The sequence below is a fragment of the Vulcaniibacterium gelatinicum genome (assembly GCF_008033445.1).
Classification (GTDB): Bacteria; Pseudomonadota; Gammaproteobacteria; order Xanthomonadales; family Xanthomonadaceae; genus Vulcaniibacterium_B; species Vulcaniibacterium_B gelatinicum.
Genome location: NZ_VNKO01000007.1, coordinates 80,867 through 99,853, shown reverse-complemented (window position 1 = coordinate 99,853; position 18,987 = coordinate 80,867). Strand labels below are relative to the sequence as shown.

The following is an 18,987-nucleotide window of genomic DNA, read 5'->3' as shown; positions in this document are numbered from 1 at the left end:
CCGCCGATGGTGGCGGTTCCGGTTCACGCCGCACGATTTTCGCCGGCCATGGCGCGTTGGGCGGCTTCGACCAGGAATCCGGATCGGCTCAGGCCGTGACGCTGCGCGTAGTCGTCTATGCGTCGCAGGGTGGCGGCCGGAACGGTGATGTTGATCTTCTGCGCGGGGCCGAAGTAGCGCTCGATCGGCACGTCCACGATCGCCCAGATGGCGCCTGCCAGATCCGGGTTGGCTTGATGCTCAGCCAGTGGACGCGGTGCCGGGAGGTCGCCGCCGCGTTCGGCCAGCAGCTCGCAGTGACCATCAATCGCTTCGGTCGCCTGCTCGATCGCTTCGTCAATGGAATCACCGGCGGAGAAGCACCCGGGCAGATCGGGCACGGTGACGCCGTAATGGCGGCCATCGTCAGTGTGCAGGGCGAGGGCGAATCGCATGGGTTACCTCCAGGGCCAGCCGGCCTGCCGATAGATGCTGCGCAGGTGGGCAGCGGGATCTCGCGTTTGGGATGCGGGACGGTGACCAGGCCGGGCTTCTGCGGGTGGTCGAAGTGGTGATGGGATCCCTTCACGCGCTTCAGCCGCCAGCCGTCGGCTTCCAGCATCCGTATCACATCCGCGCTCCTCATGGTGGTTGCGATACCCACCAACATCTGCCAGTGTCAACACCATACCTACCGATGAGGTCGTGGATCGGATCGGCTGCGCGTGGGGGCTAGAGGGTTGTCTTGCACCCGGGCAGCAGCGCCTTGGAAGGGAATGCTCCGGGGGGGGGGGGGCCGGAAACGTGTCGTAGTGCGATGATTCCAGCGCGATTCCTCTTCGTCCTTTCCGTGCTGCTGGTCTGCATGCCGATCCGTCCCGCCGACGTCGCCGATCACGCCTTCATCTTCGACCTGGTGTCTCGTTTCACCGAATTTCCCCTGCCGGCAACCCGCACCCGGGGGATGGTCGATGCCGGGATCCGGCGCGACCTCGAGCGGTTGCTGCGCGAGCGGCCGCCGACCTCGTTCCCGTACGTGCTCGAGGAGGAGGACGGCGGCCGCGCGGGCTTCCTGCATCTGCAATTGCTGGAGGACTTCTTTACCGGCGGCCGCAACTGCCACGTGTCCGACCTGGCGGTGGCGCCCGGCCACGAAGGCCGCGGACATGGGCGAGGCATGCTCGCCTTCGCCGAGGCTTTCGCGAGGGAGCGGGGGTGCGAACGGCTCACGCTGTCGGTGTTTCCCGGCAACGCGCGGGCGCGCGCGCTGTACGAGTCCGAGGGCTGGGAGTACGAATTGCTGCGCATGGCCAAGGCGCTGTGACTGGCAGCCGCGGAACCGGCGTGCCGCGCGCGTCCGGCGAATGGCCGGCTACCGCGCGGGCGCCTCGCGTGCGGGCAGCGGCACGTTGCACAGGTCGATGTGGCCGGCGGGCACCTTGTACCAGTCGTCGCGGCGGTTGCGGCGCGCTTCGACGAGTTCGTCGAACAGCGGCGTGTCGGTGCGCAGCAGCTCGAGCCGGCTGCGTTCGGCCTCGGGCACCTCGCTGGCCAGGCGGATCGCGCGGATCGGCACGCGCTGCTCCGGCTTCTCGTAGAACCCGAGCGGGCCGGTGCCGCGCGGCAGCGCGCTGAGCCGCTCGATGCCGTGGATCACGCGGCCGACCACGGTGATGTTGCGGTCGAGCTGGCGCGGGGACTGGCCGATGACCACGTACAGCTCGCTGCCGTTGCTGGAATCGGCGGCGACGTCGCGGCCGGCGCCGACCATGCCGTAGCAGTGCGCCAGCCACGCGGTCTTGGTCGCCGGGTCGCGCGCGGCGGGAAAGCCGTGGCTGAAGCCGACCTCGGGCGCCCAGCCGTCGGCGTCGGGCAGGCGGTGGAAGGGCAGGCCCTCGCTGCCGCGGGTGAATTCGGCCGGCAGCTTCGCCTGCGCCGCGCCGAGCGGTTTGCGCGTGACTGCCTCCTCGGCCGGGTCGCCCCACTGCACGACGAAGTTGTCCTGCACCCGGTTGATGCTCAGGCCGTTCCAGTAGCCTGCCTTCGCCAGCGCGCGGATGTTGGCCACGTGCGCGGGCGCGAAGTCCGGGGCGAGTTCGATCACCACGCGGCCGGCGTCCAGTTCCAGGTACAGCGTGTTCTCGGGATCCGGCGTGCGCCAGTGCGCGGGCGTGGAGGCGTCCAGGATCTCCTGCATCGTGCGCGGCCTGGGCGGCGGCTCGGCGGCGAACGCGACGGCGGCGCAGGCGGACAGCAGCGCGAGGGCGAGCGGACGGGGCAGGGACATGGACGGGCTCCTGGAAGGCGTGGGCCGATTGTGGTGAAGCGGCGCCGGCGCCGCCACCGGCTCAGGCCGGGGTGGGCGCGATCTCCAGTGCGGTCGCGGTGCCGCGCAGCGCGGGCGAGAGCCAGCAGTGCGAACCGAGCTGGGCGAAGCCGAGCGCCTCCAGGCGCCGGCGGTAGAACGCGGCCGGGCGCTGGCGGAAGTCGTGTTCGTCGCCCTCGGTCTCGTCCTCGCGGGTGAAGGTTTCGAGGAAGGCCACCCCGCCGCACAGCGCCGCCAGGCCCGGCAGGCCGCGGTCGAGTTCGCGCGCGTCGAGGTAGTGCAGCACGTCGGCGCACACCAGCAGGTCCGCGGGCGGGCAGGGGCGCAGGTGGGCGAAGTCGCCGAAGCGGGCGTGATGCAGGTTGCGGCGGCGGCCGTAGCGGGCGACCGCGTATTCGCTGCCATCGAAGCCGAGATAGCGCAGCTTCGGCCGCAACCGCAGCAGCGGCGCGCGCCAGGCGCCCTCGCCGCAGCCGATGTCGAGCACGCTGCGGATCGGGCGTTCGAGGTGGTATTCGGCGACCGCCACGGCCAGGGCGACCTTGCGCGCGAGCCGGCGCGCGTCGCCGAGGCCGCGCCGGCGGTACCAGGTGTCGAAGTAGTCGCGGTCGTAGCGCTTGCCCATCGTGGCATCCTAACGCGAGCCTTGTCCGGAGCCGATGCGATGCAAGCCTATCTGTGGATCAAGACCGCGCACCTGGTGTTCGTGATGGCCTGGGTGGCCGGCGCGTTCTACCTGCCGCGGATCCTGATCAACCTGGTCGAGGCGGGCGACGTCCCCGCGGTGCGCGAGCGGCTGCTGCTGATGGGGCGGCGGCTGTACCGCTTCGGGCACACGATGTTCGGCCTGGCGGTCGTGCTCGGGCTGGTGCTATGGCTCGGCTACCGGGCGCTGCCGGCGTTCCCGACCATGGTCGCGGCCGGCAGCGGCTGGCTGCACGCCAAGCTGGCGCTGGTGGCGCTGCTGCTGGCGCATTACGTGGTCGCCGGGCGCTGGCTGAAGGGCGCCGCCGCCGGACGCGCGCTGCCGTCGGCGCGCACGCTGCGCTGGTTCAACGAGGTGCCGGTGCTGCTGCTGGTCGGCGTGGTGTACCTGGTGCTGGCCAAGCCGTTCTGATCAGCGCCCGAAGTCCTGCGGCCGGGGCAGCGTCACCGGCACGCCGTCGCGGTTGCAGGTGCGGGCGGCGCACAGGCGCGCGCGCAGCTTCGGCGTGGCCTGCACCAGGAGGTGGTACAGCACGTTCTGCTCGAGCGTGCCGCGCACCGCCGCGGCGCCGGGGCCGCGTGCCCACACGCCGACGTCGTCGCCGCCGTGGGTTTCGGCAGCGAGCGGCACCAACGCCTCTTGGCGGTAGTCGAGCGCCTCGGTGTCCACCTCGCTCAGGTCCGGCCGGCCGGCGCGCGTGCGTGCGGGCGGCACGAAGCCGGGGCCATTGGCGTAGCCGAGCGTGGTATAGGGCAGGCCGAGCGCGTCGCGGGCATAGTCGCCGTCGCCGCCGCCCTCGCCGCTCAGGCCGCGCACCTTGCCCAGGATCGGGTTGCCGCGCTGCGGGTAGCCGGCGATGTGCAGGGTGTGCGAGTGGTCGGCGGTGACCAGGATCAGGGTGTCGTCCTCCGAGGTCAGTTCGGCCGCCGCGCGCACCGCGTCGGAGAAGGCGATGGTGTCCTCGAGCGCGCGGCGGGCATTGCCGTCGTGGTGGGCGTGGTCGATGCGGCCGCCTTCGACCAGCAGCACATAGCCCGTGCCCCGGCGCTGCAGGGTGCGGATCGCGGCGGCGGTCATCTCGGCAAGGCTCGGTTCGCCGGCCTGGTCGCGCGCGCGGTCGGCCTCGTACTGCATGTGCGAGGGCTCGAACAGGCCGAGCAGGCGCGGGGCGCCGCGCGCCTCGGCCAGCTGCCGCGCGTTCCAGACGTAGCGGCCGTCGGGATGGCGGGCCTGCCATTCGGCGATCAGGTTGCGGCCGTCGCGGCGGCGCCCGGCGCGGTTCGGGTACTCGGGGTCGGCCGCGGTCGCCGGCAGGAACCGCTCGCGGCCGCCGCCGAGCACCACTTCCGGACCGTCGCCATGGGCTTGGTCGAGCAGCTGTGCGGCGATGTCGCGGCAGCCGTGCACGCGCGCCTCCTGCGGCAGGTCGGCGTCGGCCTCCCAGTTGCGGTCCGGCACGTGCGCGTACACCGCCGCCGGGGTGGCGTGGGTGATGCGCGCGGTGGTGACGATGCCGGTGGCCAGGCCGGCGCTCTCGGCCAGGTGCAGGAAGGACAGCAGCCTGTGCCCGGCGGCGCCGGCGCAGCGCTTCGGCGTCGCGCCGGGGCCCAGGCCGATCACGCCCAGCCGGGTCTTCACCCCGCTGGCGATCGCGGTCATGGTCCCGGCCGAATCCGGGGTCTGGTAGTCGGTGTTGTAGGTCTTGCTCAGCGCCGTGTGCGGGAAGCGCTCGAACGCGAGCAGGTTCTCCTCGCCCGGGGCGCCGCGGCGCTGGCCTTCCAGGATGCGTGCGGCGGTCACCGTCGGCAGGCTCATGCCGTCGCCGAGGAACACGATCACGTTGCGTGCCCGGCCCGCCATCGCGCCGTTGGCGGCGGCGCGGGCGGCGCCGGCGCGGTACCACCAGGCGGCGTCCTCCCCTTGCGGATGCGCGATGACGGGCACCGCGATCCGGCCCGGCGTGCGGTCCGTGCGCGCGATCGGCGCGGCGGCACAGCCGGCGGCGAAGGCCAGGATGAGGCAGAGCGCGAGGCGAGGCATGGCGGTTTCGACGAAGGAAGGGCCCGGATTATGCCGGCAATGCCATGACGGCATACGAGTGTTCCATCCGCGTGCTCGCACACCGGCGGAGGCTCGGCTATCGTCCCGGCTTCGCTCCCGCGAGGTGCCCCGATGACGCTCGCCGCCGCCTGGTTCCGGATCCCGTTCTGGCAGCGCGTGCTGGCCGGCTTCGTGCTCGGCGCGCTGGCCGGATGGCTGCTCGGGCCGACGGCCGAGACCTGGTTCAAGCCGCTCGGCGACCTGTACGTCACCCTGATCAAGATGATCGCGGTGCCGCTGGTGTTCTTCGCCGTGATCAACGCGGTGGCCTCGCTGCACGGCCAGCGCTCGATCGCCGCGCTCGGCGGGCGCACCTTCCTGTGGTTCGCGATCACCGCGGTGCTGGCAGTGTGCGTGGGGCTCGCGGTGGGTACGGTGCTGCAGCCGGGCACCGGCGTGACCTCGCTGCAGGTGGATCCGAACTTCGTCCCGCGCCAGGTGCCCAGCCCGGTGCAGGTGCTGCTGGACGTGGTGCCGGCCAATCCCTTCCACGCCCTGACCGGCATCGGCACGACGAAGAACGCGGCCGGCGAGACCGTGCTCGCCGCGGGCAAGGGCTCGATCCTGCCGGTGATCTTCTTCGCCGCGCTGGTCGGCTTCGCCATGGTCAAGCTCGGCGAGAAGGTGGCGCTGGCGCGCAAGCTCGCCGGCGAGGCCAGCGAGATCGCGATCCAGATCACCCGTTTCGTGCTCGAGGTGACCCCGCTCGGCACCTTCGGCCTGATCGCGGCCCTGGTCGGCGCCTACGGCTTCGAGAAACTGCTGCCGCTGGGCAGTTTCGTGCTGGCGCTGTACGTGGCGTGCGCGCTGCACATCGTGGTGGTGTACGGCGGCCTGCTGCTCGCGCACGGGCTCAACCCGCTGAAGTTCTTCCGCGGCGCCGCGCCGGGCATGGAGGTGGCGTTCGTGGCCTCCTCCAGCTTCGCCGCGCTGCCGGCCTCGCTGCGCTCGGTCACCCACAACCTGGGCGTGAACCGCGACTACGCCGCGTTCGCGGTGCCGCTCGGGGCCAGCATCAAGATGGACGGCTGCGGCGCGATCTACCCGGCGCTGTGCGCGGTGTTCATCTCCCAGTACACCGGCGTGCCGCTCACCCCGGAGCAGTACCTGGTGGTGCTGGTCGCCTCGGTGCTGGGCAGCTTCGGCACCGCCGGCGTGCCGGGCACGGCGGTGGTGATGGCGACCGTGGTGCTGAGCGCGGCCGGGTTGCCGCTGGAGACCATCGGCTACCTGTACGCGATCGACCGCGTGCTCGACATGATGCGCACGATGACCAACGTCACCGGGCAGATGCTGGTGCCGGTGCTGGTGGCGCGCGAGACCGGGTTGCTCGACAAGGCCACCTACGACGCGGCCTCGAGCAACGTCGGCGTGGCCGCCGGCGAGGCGGCCGAGATCAAGCTCGACCGCCCCTCCTGAGGCCGGCGCGGCCTCAGGCGCCGCGCGGCCGGGTGGTGGCGAGCAGGGCGGCGGGCACCGGCAGCAGCACGCCCAGCACCACCATCCAGGTCGGGTGCGGGATCATCATCGTGTTGGCGACCACGCCCGCCAGCACCAGCAGGCCGACCGCGATCGCGGCGGGCCGGGGGTGCTTTTCGGAGATCCACGCTGCAGTCCAGCCCCCGGCGAACGCCCCGAGCGCCCAGCTCGCCAGCACCAGCGCCATCGCCGCCTTCGGCGCCGAGGCCACGTAGGCCGCGAGTTGCTGCGTGTCGCCCAGGTCCAGCCCGGGCGGAAGCGGGTACAGCCGCGCACTGGCGAACTGGCACAGCATGATCACCAGCCAGGCCACCACGGCCCCGGCCAGCACTCCCAGGATCGTGCGTCCCATGTCGTCCCCTCCTCCCGGATCGGGGAGGGAGCATCGCCCGCGCCGCCCGTCCTGGCAAATCCGGCGGTCGGCCCGCGCCGCATGCACGAAAAAGCCGCCCGGAGGCGGCGTTGGCGGCGGCGTGTATTCGGGGCGGGCGCTACATCGCCACCCGGCGGGCAAGGGTGAAGTGCCGGCTCCAGTAGCCGTCGTCCAGGCTCGAGACGGTCACGTCGCGGCCACGGCGCGGCGCGTGCAGGAACCGGCCCCCGCCGACGTAGATGCCGACGTGGTCGATGCGCTGGCCGCGCAGCTTGAAGAACACCAGGTCGCCGGGGATCAGCGCGGCGCGATCCACCGGCATGCCGGCCCGGGCCATCTCGCGCGAGACGCGCGGCAGCTCGATGCCGAGCGCGGTGCGGAACACGTAGCCGACCAGCCCGCTGCAGTCGAAGCCGCGCTCGGGCGAGGTGCCGCCCCAGCGGTACGGCGTGCCGAGCAGGGTCATGGCCTGGGACAAGATCCCCTGGATCCGGCCGTTCAGGTCGGACGCCTCGTCGGGCACGGCGGCGAACAGGCCGGCCAGGCCGCCGCCAAACAGGCCTTTGCGCTCGGGCAGCGGCGAGGGATCGGTGGCCGGGGTGGCCAGGGCGGTCGTGGTGGCCGGGGTGGTCGTGGCGGCAGGGGCCTCGACGACGGCGTCCGGGGCGGCCAGCGCCGGCTGCGCGGCGGCGGCCAGCACCAGGCTGGCGAACAGCAGACGGAAGGACGGGCGACGGGTGCGGGTGGCGGCGGGCAGGCCGGAGGGCAGCTGTGCGGACGTCACTCGGGGCTCACCGGTCGGATCGGAGGCGCCGATGATGCCCGGGCTGGGGGGCGCAATGGTTCAGATTTCGTTAGGGAGCCGCTGGCCAGCGGCGTGTCCGCCATTCCGGCGCGAGCCGGAATCCATCGAAAACAGCAACTTGGATCCCGGCTTGCGCCGGGATGATGGCAGTCCGCCCCCGGGAGCGCCCACCCCGGCCGGGGTGGACGGGCTCAGCGCAGCACCCGCCGGGCTCCGCTGTAATGCTCGCGCCAGTACGGGCCGTCCAGCCGGTCCAGCCGCACCGTGCCGCCGGTGCTGGGGGCATGCACGAACCGGCCCTCGCCGACGTAGATGCCGACGTGGGTGACCTCCCCGCCGCGGCCGAAGAACACCAGGTCGCCGGCCGCCAGGCGCGCGGGTTCGATCCGGGGGCCCTGGTAGGCGGCCAGCTCGCGCGAGGTGCGCGGCAGGCGCAGGTCGAGCATGTCGCGGAACACGTAGGCGACCAGGCCGCTGCAGTCGAACCCGCCCTCGGGGGTGTTGCCGCCGTAGCGGTAGGGAGTGCCGACCAGGCTGATCGCGCGCAGCACCACCGCGTTCGCGGCCGCGGGGTCGGCCGGGGCCACCACCGGCCAGTCGCGTGCGGCCGGCGGAGCGCGCCGCAGCGGTTCCGGACCGCCGCAGGCGGCGAGCTGCACGGCCAGCGCGAGCACGGCCAGGCATGGCGCCGCCGGGGCCGAGCCGGGATAATGCGTGCCCTTCCTCATCGCGGCGCAGTGTGGCCGCAGCGCCCCGGCGCGACAAGCGCCTTCGTCCCTCCGGCCCCGTGCCGTCTCCGCTGGATTCCCCATGAAGATCGAGAAAGACCGCGTCGTCCGCTTCCACTACACCGTCAGCGAGGTCGGCCAGCCGCCGCTGGAGTCCTCGAAGGAGAGCGAGCCGCTCGCGATCCTGATCGGCCACGGCAACATCATCCCGGGGCTGGAGAAGGCGATGGAAGGCCGCGGTGCCGGCGAGAGCTTCTCGGTGGACGTGCCGGCGGCCGAGGCCTACGGCGAGCGTCGCGAGGGCCTGATCCAGCGCGTGCCCAAGAAGCACTTCGGCGACCGGCGCCTGGTGCCCGGCATGCAGGTCGTGCTCAACACCAACTTCGGCCCGCGCGCGGTGACCATCGAGAAGGTGGGCATGAGCGTGGTGGACGTGGACCTGAACCACCCGATGGCCGGCAAGGACCTGCACTTCGACATCGAGATCGTGGACGTGCGCGAGGCCAGCCCCGAGGAGATCGAGCACGGCCACGTGCACGGCGAGGGCGGTCACCACCACTGACCGCCGCCGCGGCCGCGGGCATTGCCCCGCGGCCCGGGCCGCGGCACCCTGCAGGGATCCTGGGGAGGAGACCTGCATGCAGACCATGACCGATCCGGCGCCGCTCGCGCCGGTGTCCGCGCGCGAGCGGATCGAGGCGCTCGACGTCGTGCGCGGCTTCGCCCTGCTCGGCATCCTGCTGATGAACATCGAGGCCTTCGCCGGCCCGATGATGGAAGCGCTCAGCGGCGTGAACCCGCGCTTCTCCGGCGCGGACCGCTGGGCGGACGCGGCGGTCTACGTGCTGGTGCAGGGCAAGTTCTTCACCCTGTTCTCGCTGCTGTTCGGCATGGGCTTCGCGATCATGCTGCAGCGGGCCGAGGCTGCCGGCCGCAGCGGGGCACGGCTGTATGCGCGGCGGCTGCTGGCGCTGCTCGGGATCGGCCTGGCGCACGCGCTGCTGGTGTGGTCGGGCGACATCCTGCTGACCTACGCGCTGCTGGGCTTCGTGCTGCTGGCGGGCTTCCGCCGCACGCCGGTGTCGCGGCTGCCGAAATGGACCGTGGTGCTGTACCTGCTGCCGCTGCTGCTGACCTGGCTGTGGGCGCTCGGGGTCGAGGCGGCGAAATTCGATCCGCAGGCCGCGGCCGCGATGCAGCGCGACATGGCCGGACAGGCGCGCGAGTTCGAGGCCCTGGCCCAGGCCCAGCGCGAGGCCTACGGTGCGGGCGGCTATCTGGACGCGGTCGCCCAGCGGGCGCAGGACACCGCACTGATGCTCGGCTTCCTGGCCTTCGGCGGGCCGATCGTGCTGGCGATGTTCGTGCTCGGCAGCTGGTTCGTGCGCAGCGGGGTGATGGCCGACCCGGGCGCGCACCTGCCGCTGCTGCGCCGGCTGCGCAATGCCGGCTTCGCGCTCGGCCTGCCGCTGATGCTGTGGTCGGTCTGGCGCATGCCGACGATGGACCTTGCGCGCATGGACTTCGGCATCGCCCTGGCGCAGAGCGCCGCGCTCGTGGCCAACCTGCTGCTGTGCCTGGCCTACTTCGCGAGCCTGGTGCTGGCGCTGCAGTCGCCGGCGTGGCGGGTGCGGCTGGCGTGGCTGGCGCCGGCCGGGCGCATGGCGCTGAGCAACTACCTGCTGCAGTCGGTGGTGTGCACGCTGGTGTTCTACGGCTACGGCCTCGGCCTGTTCGAGCGCCTGCCGCGGCTGTGGCAGGTGCCGTTCGCGCTGGCGCTGTTCGGCGCGCAGGTGCTGCTCAGCCGCTGGTGGCTGTCGCGCTACCGCTTCGGGCCGGCGGAATGGCTGTGGCGCTGGCTCACCTACGGCCGGCGGCCGCCGATGCGGGCCGCGCCGGGCGCGGCGTTCGCGCTGCAGGCCGACTGAAGCGCGGGATCGAAGCGGATTACACTCTGGCGCCCGTTCGCGAGCGCGCCCCGAGCCACCGTGTCTGCCCAGTCCGATGACGTGCTGATCGTGGGGGGCGGCGTGATCGGCCTGGCCTGCGCGCTGGCGCTGCTGGAAAGCGGGCGCGGGGTGCGCGTGCTCGAGGCCGGCCGCGTCGGCGGCGGGGCCTCGCACGGCAACTGCGGCACCATCACGCCCAGCCACGCGCCGCCGCTGGCCGCGCCGGGCACGGTGCTGCGCGCGCTGCGCTGGATGCTCACGCCCGACGCGCCGCTGTACATCCGGCCGCGCTTGGATCCGCTGCTGTGGCAGTGGCTGCTGCGCTTCGCGCTGCGCTGCAACCGGCGCGACTGGGCCGCGAGCGCGCGCGCCAAGGGGGCGCTGCTCAACGATTCGCGCGCGCGCCTGGCGGAGTGGATCGGCCGCCACGGCCTGGAGTGCGAGTTCGTGGAATCGGGCGAGGACTACGTGTTCCGCGATCGGCAGGCGTTCGCGCACGGACAGCGGGAGATCCCGCTGCTGCGCGAGCTGGGCGTGGCGGTGGAGGTGATCGCCGGGCCCGAGTACGAGGGGCAGGAGCCGGCGGTGAAGCCGGGCGTGGCGGGGGCGCTGCGCTTTGCCGGCGATGCGGCGCTGCGGCCGGACCGCTACGTGGCCGAGCTGGCGCGGGTGGTGCGGGCGCGGGGCGGGGAGATCGTCGAGGACTGCGCGCTGACGGCGCTGGCGGAGGAGTCCGGCGGGATGCGCGCGGCGTCGGCGCGGGGGACGTGGCGGGCGCGCGAGGTCGTGGTCGCGGCCGGGGCCTGGTCGCCGCGGCTGGCGCGGGCGCTGGATCTGCCGTGGTTGCGGCGGGCGATCCAGCCGGGCAAGGGCTACTCGATCACCTATGCGCCGCCGGCGCTGGTGCCGCGGCGGCCGTTGGTGCTGCGGGAGCGGTCGGTGTGCGTGACGGCGTGGGGCAGCGGGTTCCGGCTCGGCAGCACGATGGAGTTCTCGGGGTTCGACGATGCGCTCAATGCGCGGCGGCTGGGGGCGCTGGAGCGGGGGGCGCGGGAGTATCTGCGCGCGCCGGTGGGGCGTGAGGTGCGGGAGCGTTGGTGCGGGTGGCGGCCGATGTGCGTGGACGATGTGCCGTTGATCGGGCGGGTGCCGGGGCGGGCGCGGCTGTGGCTGGCGACGGGGCACGGGATGATGGGGGTGGGCATGAGCGCGGGCACGGGGCAGTTGCTCGCGGACCTGATGACGGGACGCGCGCCGGCGCTGGATCCCGCGCCGTATGCGCCGGCGCGGTTCGGGTGAGCCTGGCGCGTGCCGCCTGATGCCTCCCTTCTGCTTCGTGGTTTCTCCGATGGCTTCCGGACAGCCGGCGGGGCTTGCCGGGACACGCCGTGAATACATCCCTGTAGTCTTGTCGGCGGCATCCATGCCGCCGACAGTCCCGGCAAGCCCCGCCGGCTGTCCGGAAGCCTTCCGCCTGCCTGCATGACTTCATGAACGACGTCTTCACCCTCCATCGCGGCACCGCGCCGTTGCTGGTGAGCCTGCCGCACGACGGCAGCGCCATTCCGGATGCGATCGCCGCGCGCATGACCGGGAGTGCGCGGCATGCGCCGGACACCGACTGGCATGTGTCGCGGCTGTACGGGTTCGCGCGCGAGCTGGGGGCGTCGGTGCTCGTGCCGCGCTGGTCGCGTTACGTGGTGGATCTGAACCGGCCGCCGGACGATGCCTCGCTGTATCCGGGGCAGAACACGACGGGGCTGTGCCCGGTGGTGCAGTTCTCCGGCGAGCCGGTGTACCGCGACGGGCAGGAGCCGGACGCGGACGAGATCGCGGCGCGGGTGGAGCGTTACTGGCGGCCGTACCACGCGGCGCTGGAGGAGGAGCTGGCGCGGTTGCGCGCGGCGCACGGGCGGGTGGTGCTGTGGGAGGGCCATTCGATCCGCGGCGAGCTGCCGTTCCTGTTCGACGGCCGCCTGCCCGACCTCAACCTGGGCACCGCCGGCGGGGCGAGCTGCGAGCCGGCGCTGCAGGGGCGGCTGGAGCGGGTGCTGGAAGGGCAACGGCACTACGACTACGTGATCAACGGCCGTTTCAAGGGCGGCTACATCACGCGGCACTACGGCCAGCCCGCGCGCGGGGTCAGCGCGGTGCAGCTCGAGATCAGTCAGCGCATCTACATGGACGAGGCCACGTTCGCCTACGACGAGGCGCGCGCCGCCGGGGCGCAGGCGGTCATCCGCGCCCTGCTGGAGGCGGCGCTGGCGGTCTAGCGGCGGCCGAGCCGCGCTTTCAGACCTCCAGCGTCGCCAGGTCGCCCTTGGCTTCGAGCCAGCTCTTGCGGTCGGCGGCGCGTTTCTTGGCCAGCAGCATGTCCATCAGCGCCTCGGTCTCGCGGGCGTCGTCCACGGTGAGCTGGACCAGGCGGCGGGTGTCGGGGTGGATGGTGGACTCGCGCAGCTGCTGCGGGTTCATCTCGCCCAGGCCCTTGAAGCGGGTGACGTGCACCGCGCCCTTGATCCTCTCGCGCTCGATGCGCTCGAGCAGCAGGCGCTTCTCCTCCTCGTCGAGGGCGTAGAACACCTGCTTGCCCACGTCCACGCGGAACAGCGGCGGCATCGCCACGAACACGTGGCCGGCGCGCACCAGCGCGGGGAAGTGCCTGAGGAACAGCGCCGAGAGCAGGGTGGCGATGTGCAGGCCGTCGGAGTCGGCGTCGGCGAGGATGATGATCTTGCCGTAGCGCAGGCCGGACAGGTCGTCCTTGCCGGGGTCGCAACCGATCGCCACGGCGAGGTCGTGCACCTCCTGCGAGGCGAGCACGCTGCCGGGCGAGACTTCCCAGGTGTTCAGGATCTTGCCGCGCAGCGGCAGGATCGCCTGGAATTCCTTGTCGCGCGCCTGCTTGGCGCTGCCGCCCGCGGAGTCGCCCTCGACCAGGAACAGCTCGGTGCGGGAGAGGTCCTGCGAGATGCAATCGGCGAGCTTGCCGGGCAGCGCCGGGCCCTGGGTCACCTTCTTGCGGACGATCTGCTTCTCGGTCTTCAGCCGCGCCGCGGCGCGCTCGATGGCGAGCTGTGCGATCTTCTCGCCCAGCTCCACGTGCTGGTTGAGCCACAGCGAGAACGCGTCGTGCGCGGCGCCCTCGACGAAGCCCGCAGCCTGGCGCGAGGACAGCCGCTCCTTGGTCTGGCCGGAGAACTGCGGGTCGGTCATCTTCAGCGACAGCACGAACGAGACCCGGTCCCACACGTCCTCGGGCGCGAGCTTGACCCCGCGCGGCAGCAGGTTGCGGAAGTCGCAGAACTCGCGCAGGGCGTCGGTGAAGCCGGTGCGCAGGCCGTTGACGTGGGTGCCGTGCTGCGAGGTCGGGATCAGGTTGACGTAGCTCTCCTGCACCAGTTCGCCCTCCGGCACCCAGGCCGCGGCCCAGTCCGCCACCTCGGTCTCCTTGGCCAGGTGGCCGACGAACAGCTCGGGCGGCAGCAGCTCGCGCCCGGCCAGTTCGCCACGCAGGTAGTCGCGCAGGCCGTCCTGGTAGTGCCAGGTGTCGCGCTCGCCGGTGGCGGCGTCGTGCAGGGTGACGGTCAGGCCCGGGCACAGCACCGCCTTGGCGCGCAGCAGGTGCCTGAGCGCGCGCACGTTGAACTTCGGGCTGTCGAAGTACTTCGGGTCGGGCCAGAAGCGCAGCCGGGTGCCGGTGTTCTTGCGGCCGACGCTGCCGACGACCTCCAGCTTCGAGGCGGGCGCGCCGTCGCGGAACTCCATCCGGTACTCGTTGCCGTCGCGCCGGATGAACACCTCGACCTTGCGCGAGAGCGCGTTGACCACGCTCACGCCGACGCCGTGCAGGCCGCCGCTGAAGGTGTAGTTGCGGTTGCTGAACTTCCCGCCCGCGTGCAGGCGGGTCAGGATCAGCTCGACGCCCGGGATCTTCTCCTCGGGGTGGATGTCCACCGGCATGCCGCGGCCGTCGTCGGCGACCTCGCACGAGCCGTCCGCGTGCAGCGTGACCTCGATCGTGCGCGCGTGCCCGGCCAGCGCCTCGTCCACCGAGTTGTCGATCACCTCCTGCGCCAGGTGGTTCGGGCGCGCGGTGTCGGTGTACATGCCCGGCCGGCGCTTGACCGGGTCCAGGCCGGAGAGGACTTCGATGTCGGCGGCGTTGTAGCGGGAACTCATGGATGCGGGGTCAGCGGGGCGTGGCGGGCTCGGCTTCGAGCGCGGTGCCGGTGTAGGGGTTGAAACGGTAGCTGCCAGGGAAGACCTCGCCGGTCTGCGGATCGTGGCGCGGCGGAAGCAGGCTGCCCAGCGGCAGGCGGAAGGCGTATTCGTTGCCCATCATGTGCACGGTCAGGCGCCCCTGGCCAAGCGGATCGGCGACCGGCCGGCCGTCCTTGCGCCTGGCCGGGAACGCATAGAAGTTCAGGTTGCTGCCCATCTGGCCGATCGCGTTGGCGAGCATCGGGCGCAGGATCTGGGTGACCACCTTCAGCCGCGGATCGAGCCGGTCCTCGGCCAGCGGCGCATGCTCGGTGCCCTCGGCATCCACCAGCCGCAGCGACTTGCGCACTTCCGCCTCGGAGGTGAAGCCGGACACGCCGAAGCTGCCGATCCTGCCGTGCACCGCGGCGACCACCGTGTACTTGTCGAACAGTTCGAGGATCTCGCGCCGGCTGGCTTCGGGCACGTCCTCGTCCTTGGCCAGCGCCGCGGCCCAGAACTGGGACGGGATCCACCACACCACGTCCACGATCTCGGTGGACGAACTGGTCTTCTGGGTTTCGCCGATCAACTGGTCGATCCGGATCCGGGCGGGCGGCAGCGCTTCCTCGGCGGCGGCGCCGGCAGCGGGCCACGCCAGCAGGAGCGCGGACATGAACAGCAAGGCACGGAACGGCATGGCGGATCCCCCCGGATGAAGTGGGCAGCGAGCATGCGGGGCGCACCGGGTGCGGTCAAGCGCGCGTGAATGCGCCGCGCGCGGTGTCGTGATCGCGGTGGGTGAACGATTCATGATCGTCGCGCGCGCTGGGTGAAATTCCCCATGCCCGAATTCAGTGCCGGGCAGGGTTGGGTTGACTACGGTCGGGCCGTCGCACAAGGGGAGCGGCACAGACCACAGAACTGATGGAGGGATGACGATGGACAAGCGCAATGCAGTGTTGACGATCCTCTTGGGTGCCGCGCTGGCGCCGTGCGCCTCGGCGCAGGTGCTGGGCGGCAACATCAATGTCGGCGGCGGCGTGAACGTCGGCGCCGGGGTCGGCGTGCGCACCGCGCCGGTGCAGGTGGACATGCGCACCGACGCGGCGACCCGCCTGCGCGGCGACGTCGGGATGGAAGCGCGCACCGACACGCTCCGCCAGGCGCGCGAGGCCGCGCGGCGCACGGCCGCCCAAGCCCGGGCGCAGGGTGAAGCGGCGGCCGAGGCCGGCCTGGGCACTGCGGCCGGAGCGGTGGCCGACGCCCAGGGTCAGGCCGACGCCGCGGCCGGCGCCGGTCTGGCCACCGCCGGCCAGGCGATCGGCCAGGCCGGCCAGGTCGTGTCCGGCGGCGCGGCGGTGGACGGCCGCGCGCACGGCGCGGCGCAGGCCCAGGCGCACGCCGACGACCGGGCGGTGACGGCCGTCTCCGGCAATGCCACCGCCGCGGCACACTCGGCGCTGACCGCGCAGACCGGCGGGCAGCAGGCCGGGTCGGCCGACGCGCCGGCCAAGGCGCAGGCCGAGGAGCGCGAGGACGCGCAGGCGCGCAACGACCGCACGCCGCGCGGCCGCGCCGGCAGCCGCCCGTAACGGCCCTGCCACGGCCGCAAGTCCACGCCCCGCCCCGCGCGGGGCGTGTTTTTTCCAGCCGGGACAGGCGGTTGCCGCCCCGCGGTCGCGGCCCGCGGGCGGGGCCGGTAAACTGTCGCTTTCCTGCAAGCCCCCGCTCCATGACGTCCTCCAGCTCCGTCACGCCGCTCGTCTTCGTCACCGGAGGCGTGGTCTCCTCGCTCGGCAAGGGCATCGCGGCGGCGTCGCTGGCGGCCATCCTCGAAGCGCGCGGCCTGCGCGTGACGATGATGAAGCTGGACCCGTACATCAACGTGGATCCGGGCACGATGAGCCCGTTCCAGCACGGCGAGGTGTACGTCACCGACGACGGCGCCGAAACCGACCTCGACCTCGGCCACTACGAGCGCTTCCTGCGCACCCGCCTGTCGGGCAAGAACTCGATCACCACCGGCAAGATCTACGAGTCGGTGATCCGCAAGGAGCGCCGCGGCGACTACCTCGGCGGGACCGTGCAGGTGATCCCGCACATCACCGACGAGATCAAGCGCCGCATCGACGAGGCCACCGCCGGCTTCGACGTGGCCCTGGTCGAGATCGGCGGCACCGTCGGCGACATCGAGTCGCTGCCGTTCCTGGAGGCGATCCGCCAGATCCGCACCGAGCGCGGCCCGGACAAGGCGCTGTTCCTGCACCTGACCCTGGTGCCGTTCATCGCCGCCGCCGGCGAGCTCAAGACCAAGCCGACCCAGCACTCGGTCAAGGAGCTGCGCTCGATCGGCATCCAGCCCGACATCCTGCTGTGCCGCAGCGAGCAGCCGCTGCCGGACGGCGAGCGGCGCAAGATCGCGCTGTTCACCAACGTGCCCGAGAAGGCGGTGATCTCGGCGGTGGACCTGGACAACATCTACAAGATCCCGATGTGGCTGCACGCCCAGGGGCTGGACCAGATCGTGGTCGAGCGCCTGCGCCTGGAGGACAAGGCCCGCCCGCAGGCCGACCTGTCGGAGTGGCAGGCGGTGGTGGACGCCGCCGAGCATCCGGTGGACGAGGTCACCATCGCCGTGGTCGGCAAGTACGTGGACCACCAGGACGCGTACAAGTCGCTGGCCGAGGCGCTCAAGCACGGCGGCCTGCGCCAGCGCACCCGCGTGCGCCTGAAGTGGATCGAGTCGCAGGACGTCGAGCGCGAGGGCCCGCACGTGCTCGAGGGCGTGGACGGCATCCTGGTGCCGGGCGGCTTCGGCGACCGCGGCTTCGAGGGCAAGGTGCTCACCGCGAAGCATGCGCGCGAGCACCAGGTGCCGTACTTCGGCATCTGCTACGGCATGCAGGCCGCGGTGGTGGACTACGCCCGCCACGTGCTCGGCTGGGCCGACGCCAACAGCACCGAGAACGACAAGCGCACCACCCACCCGGTGATCGGCCTGATCACAGAGTGGCGCACCTCCACCGGCGAGATCGAGCGCCGCAGCGAGGACTCCGACCTCGGCGGCACCATGCGCCTGGGCCTGCAGGAGCAGCGGATCAGGCCCGGCACCCTGGCGCACCGGCTGTACGGCAGGGACGTGGTCGGCGAGCGCCACCGCCACCGCTACGAATTCAACAACCGCTACCGCACCGAGCTCGAGGACGCCGGGCTGGTGATCTCGGCCAAGTCCATGGACGACACCCTGGTGGAGATGATCGAGCTGCCGCAGTCGCGGCACCCGTGGTTCCTGGCCTGCCAGGCGCACCCGGAGTTCCTGTCCACCCCGCGCGATGGCCATCCGCTGTTCGTCGGCTTCATCCGCGCCGCGCGCGAACACAAGGCCGGCGGCCGGCTGCTCAAGGAAGCCACGGCATGAAGCTTTGCGGATTCGAAGTCGGCCTGGACAAACCGTTCTTCCTGATCGCCGGCCCGTGCGTGATCGAGTCGCTGCAGTTGCAGCTCGACGCCGCCGGGCAGCTCAAGGAGATCACCTCCGCGCTCGGCATCCCCTTCATCTTCAAGTCCAGCTTCGACAAGGCCAACCGCACCTCCGGCACCAGCTTCCGCGGCCCGGGGCTGGAGGAGGGGCTGAAGGTGCTGGCCGAGGTCAAGCGCCAGATCGGCGTGCCGGTGCTCACCGACGTGCACGAGTACACCCCGATGCAGGAAGTGGCGGAGGTGGTGGACGTGCTGCAGACGCCGGCGTTCCTGTGCCGGCAGACCGACTTCATCCAGAACGTCGCCCGCGCCGGCCGGCCGGTGAACATCAAGAAGGGCCAGTTCCTCTCGCCCTGGGAGATGAAGCACGTCGCGGCCAAGGCCAAGGCCACCGGCAACGAGCAGATCATGGTCTGCGAGCGCGGGGCGAGCTTCGGCTACAACAACCTGGTCAGCGACATGCGCTCGCTGGCGGTGATGCGCGACACCGGCTGCCCGGTGGTCTACGACGCCACCCACTCGGTGCAGCTGCCGGGCGGGCAGGGCGGCGCCAGCGGCGGCCAGCGCGAGTTCGTGCCGGTGCTCGCGCGCGCCGCGGTCGCGGCCGGCATCAGCGGCCTGTTCATGGAGACCCACCCGGACCCGGACAAGGCGCTCTCCGACGGCCCCAACGCCTGGCCGCTGCCGAGGATGCGCGCGCTGCTGGAGGTGCTGCTCGAACTCGACCGCGTCGCCAAGCGCCACGGGTTCCTGGAGTCGGGGCTTTGATTTGGACGCGGATTCACGCGGAGCAACGCGGATAAAGCTTTTTTGCCACGGATGAACACGGATGGACACGGATAAAAGCCATTGGAAA

Annotated in this window: 19 protein-coding genes and 1 pseudogene; 10 read left to right on the top strand and 10 right to left on the bottom strand. The window is 72.1% G+C overall.

Annotated features, from left to right (window positions below; all coding sequences use genetic code 11):
- Nucleotides 1-23: 23 nt before the first annotated feature.
- Nucleotides 24-434: a type II toxin-antitoxin system HicB family antitoxin gene (locus tag FPV26_RS06195; RefSeq protein WP_147652844.1), complete on the bottom strand. Its 411-nt coding sequence runs from the start codon at nucleotides 432-434 to the stop codon at nucleotides 24-26.
- Between the two features lie 53 nt (nucleotides 435-487).
- Nucleotides 488-625 (bottom strand): annotated as a pseudogene (locus FPV26_RS12910) (type II toxin-antitoxin system HicA family toxin); the annotation flags it as partial.
- A gap of 219 nt (nucleotides 626-844) precedes the next feature.
- Between FPV26_RS12910 and FPV26_RS06185 the strand changes: the two are divergent.
- Nucleotides 845-1,303 carry a GNAT family N-acetyltransferase gene (locus tag FPV26_RS06185; protein ID WP_147652843.1) on the top strand — a complete coding sequence of 153 codons (459 nt, stop codon included), beginning with the start codon at nucleotides 845-847 and terminating at the stop codon, nucleotides 1,301-1,303.
- A gap of 48 nt (nucleotides 1,304-1,351) precedes the next feature.
- Here the strand turns inward: FPV26_RS06185 and FPV26_RS06180 are convergent, their stop codons facing one another.
- Both FPV26_RS06180 and FPV26_RS06175 read right to left on the bottom strand, forming a co-directional pair.
- Nucleotides 1,352-2,176: a peptidylprolyl isomerase gene (locus FPV26_RS06180; protein ID WP_246109228.1), complete on the bottom strand. Its 825-nt coding sequence runs from the start codon at nucleotides 2,174-2,176 to the stop codon at nucleotides 1,352-1,354.
- Nucleotides 2,177-2,327: 151 nt separating this feature from the next.
- Nucleotides 2,328-2,930: a class I SAM-dependent DNA methyltransferase gene (locus FPV26_RS06175; protein WP_147652841.1), complete on the bottom strand. Its 603-nt coding sequence runs from the start codon at nucleotides 2,928-2,930 to the stop codon at nucleotides 2,328-2,330.
- Nucleotides 2,931-2,969: 39 nt separating this feature from the next.
- Between FPV26_RS06175 and FPV26_RS06170 the strand changes: the two genes are divergently transcribed.
- Entirely contained in the window at nucleotides 2,970-3,422 is a 453-nt protein-coding gene (locus FPV26_RS06170) for a CopD family protein (RefSeq protein ID WP_147652840.1), read from the top strand.
- Here the strand turns inward: FPV26_RS06170 and FPV26_RS06165 are convergent, their stop codons facing one another.
- On the bottom strand, nucleotides 3,423-5,051 hold the full coding sequence (locus FPV26_RS06165; protein WP_147652839.1) for an alkaline phosphatase: 1,629 nt from the start codon (nucleotides 5,049-5,051) through the stop codon (nucleotides 3,423-3,425). It lies immediately after the preceding gene.
- A gap of 132 nt (nucleotides 5,052-5,183) precedes the next feature.
- On the opposite strand from FPV26_RS06165, the gene FPV26_RS06160 reads away from it, so the two are divergent.
- Nucleotides 5,184-6,530 (top strand): dicarboxylate/amino acid:cation symporter, encoded by a 1,347-nt coding sequence (locus FPV26_RS06160; protein WP_147652838.1) that lies wholly within the window; start codon nucleotides 5,184-5,186, stop codon nucleotides 6,528-6,530.
- Between the two features lie 13 nt (nucleotides 6,531-6,543).
- On the opposite strand, the gene FPV26_RS06155 is transcribed toward FPV26_RS06160, so the two are convergent.
- The 3 genes from FPV26_RS06155 to FPV26_RS06145 all read right to left on the bottom strand — a co-directional run bounded on the left by FPV26_RS06155 (nucleotide 6,544) and on the right by FPV26_RS06145 (nucleotide 8,496).
- The gene (locus tag FPV26_RS06155) at nucleotides 6,544-6,942 is read right to left on the bottom strand and encodes a hypothetical protein (RefSeq protein WP_147652837.1); all 399 of its coding nucleotides are present in this window, start codon (nucleotides 6,940-6,942) and stop codon (nucleotides 6,544-6,546) included.
- Nucleotides 6,943-7,081: 139 nt separating this feature from the next.
- Nucleotides 7,082-7,681 carry a C40 family peptidase gene (locus FPV26_RS12825; protein WP_425473063.1) on the bottom strand — a complete coding sequence of 200 codons (600 nt, stop codon included), beginning with the start codon at nucleotides 7,679-7,681 and terminating at the stop codon, nucleotides 7,082-7,084.
- Nucleotides 7,682-7,959: 278 nt separating this feature from the next.
- Nucleotides 7,960-8,496 carry a C40 family peptidase gene (locus tag FPV26_RS06145; RefSeq protein ID WP_181952569.1) on the bottom strand — a complete coding sequence of 179 codons (537 nt, stop codon included), beginning with the start codon at nucleotides 8,494-8,496 and terminating at the stop codon, nucleotides 7,960-7,962.
- Nucleotides 8,497-8,578: 82 nt separating this feature from the next.
- Here FPV26_RS06145 and FPV26_RS06140 point away from each other — a divergent pair, with 82 nt between their 5' ends.
- The 4 genes from FPV26_RS06140 to hutG all read left to right on the top strand — a co-directional run bounded on the left by FPV26_RS06140 (nucleotide 8,579) and on the right by hutG (nucleotide 12,718).
- Nucleotides 8,579-9,058, top strand: coding sequence for an FKBP-type peptidyl-prolyl cis-trans isomerase (locus FPV26_RS06140; protein WP_147652835.1), 480 nt, complete (start codon nucleotides 8,579-8,581; stop codon nucleotides 9,056-9,058).
- Nucleotides 9,059-9,143: 85 nt separating this feature from the next.
- Complete coding sequence (locus tag FPV26_RS06135) at nucleotides 9,144-10,424, top strand: DUF418 domain-containing protein (RefSeq protein WP_147652872.1); 1,281 nt, start codon at nucleotides 9,144-9,146, stop codon at nucleotides 10,422-10,424.
- Nucleotides 10,425-10,484: 60 nt separating this feature from the next.
- Nucleotides 10,485-11,744, top strand: a complete 1,260-nt coding sequence (locus tag FPV26_RS06130; RefSeq protein WP_147652834.1) for an NAD(P)/FAD-dependent oxidoreductase — start codon at nucleotides 10,485-10,487, stop codon at nucleotides 11,742-11,744.
- 191 nt (nucleotides 11,745-11,935) lie between these two features.
- Nucleotides 11,936-12,718, top strand: a complete 783-nt coding sequence (gene hutG, locus FPV26_RS06125) for an N-formylglutamate deformylase (protein WP_147652833.1) — start codon at nucleotides 11,936-11,938, stop codon at nucleotides 12,716-12,718.
- A 19-nt stretch (nucleotides 12,719-12,737) separates the two neighbouring features.
- Here hutG and parE read toward each other — a convergent pair whose 3' ends face one another.
- Together parE and FPV26_RS06115 are read right to left on the bottom strand one after the other, a co-directional pair.
- On the bottom strand, nucleotides 12,738-14,627 hold the full coding sequence (gene parE / locus FPV26_RS06120; protein ID WP_147652832.1) for a DNA topoisomerase IV subunit B: 1,890 nt from the start codon (nucleotides 14,625-14,627) through the stop codon (nucleotides 12,738-12,740).
- Between the two features lie 10 nt (nucleotides 14,628-14,637).
- On the bottom strand, nucleotides 14,638-15,324 hold the full coding sequence (locus FPV26_RS06115) for a hypothetical protein (RefSeq protein WP_181952568.1): 687 nt from the start codon (nucleotides 15,322-15,324) through the stop codon (nucleotides 14,638-14,640).
- 265 nt (nucleotides 15,325-15,589) lie between these two features.
- Between FPV26_RS06115 and FPV26_RS06110 the strand changes: the two genes are divergently transcribed.
- The 3 genes from FPV26_RS06110 to kdsA all read left to right on the top strand — a co-directional run bounded on the left by FPV26_RS06110 (nucleotide 15,590) and on the right by kdsA (nucleotide 18,899).
- Nucleotides 15,590-16,243, top strand: a complete 654-nt coding sequence (locus tag FPV26_RS06110; RefSeq protein ID WP_147652830.1) for a hypothetical protein — start codon at nucleotides 15,590-15,592, stop codon at nucleotides 16,241-16,243.
- Between the two features lie 140 nt (nucleotides 16,244-16,383).
- Nucleotides 16,384-18,069 (top strand): CTP synthase, encoded by a 1,686-nt coding sequence (locus FPV26_RS06105; RefSeq protein WP_147652829.1) that lies wholly within the window; start codon nucleotides 16,384-16,386, stop codon nucleotides 18,067-18,069.
- Nucleotides 18,066-18,899, top strand: a complete 834-nt coding sequence (gene kdsA / locus FPV26_RS06100; protein ID WP_147652828.1) for a 3-deoxy-8-phosphooctulonate synthase — start codon at nucleotides 18,066-18,068, stop codon at nucleotides 18,897-18,899. Before FPV26_RS06105 ends, kdsA begins: the two co-directional genes overlap by 4 nt.
- Nucleotides 18,900-18,987 lie beyond the last annotated feature (88 nt).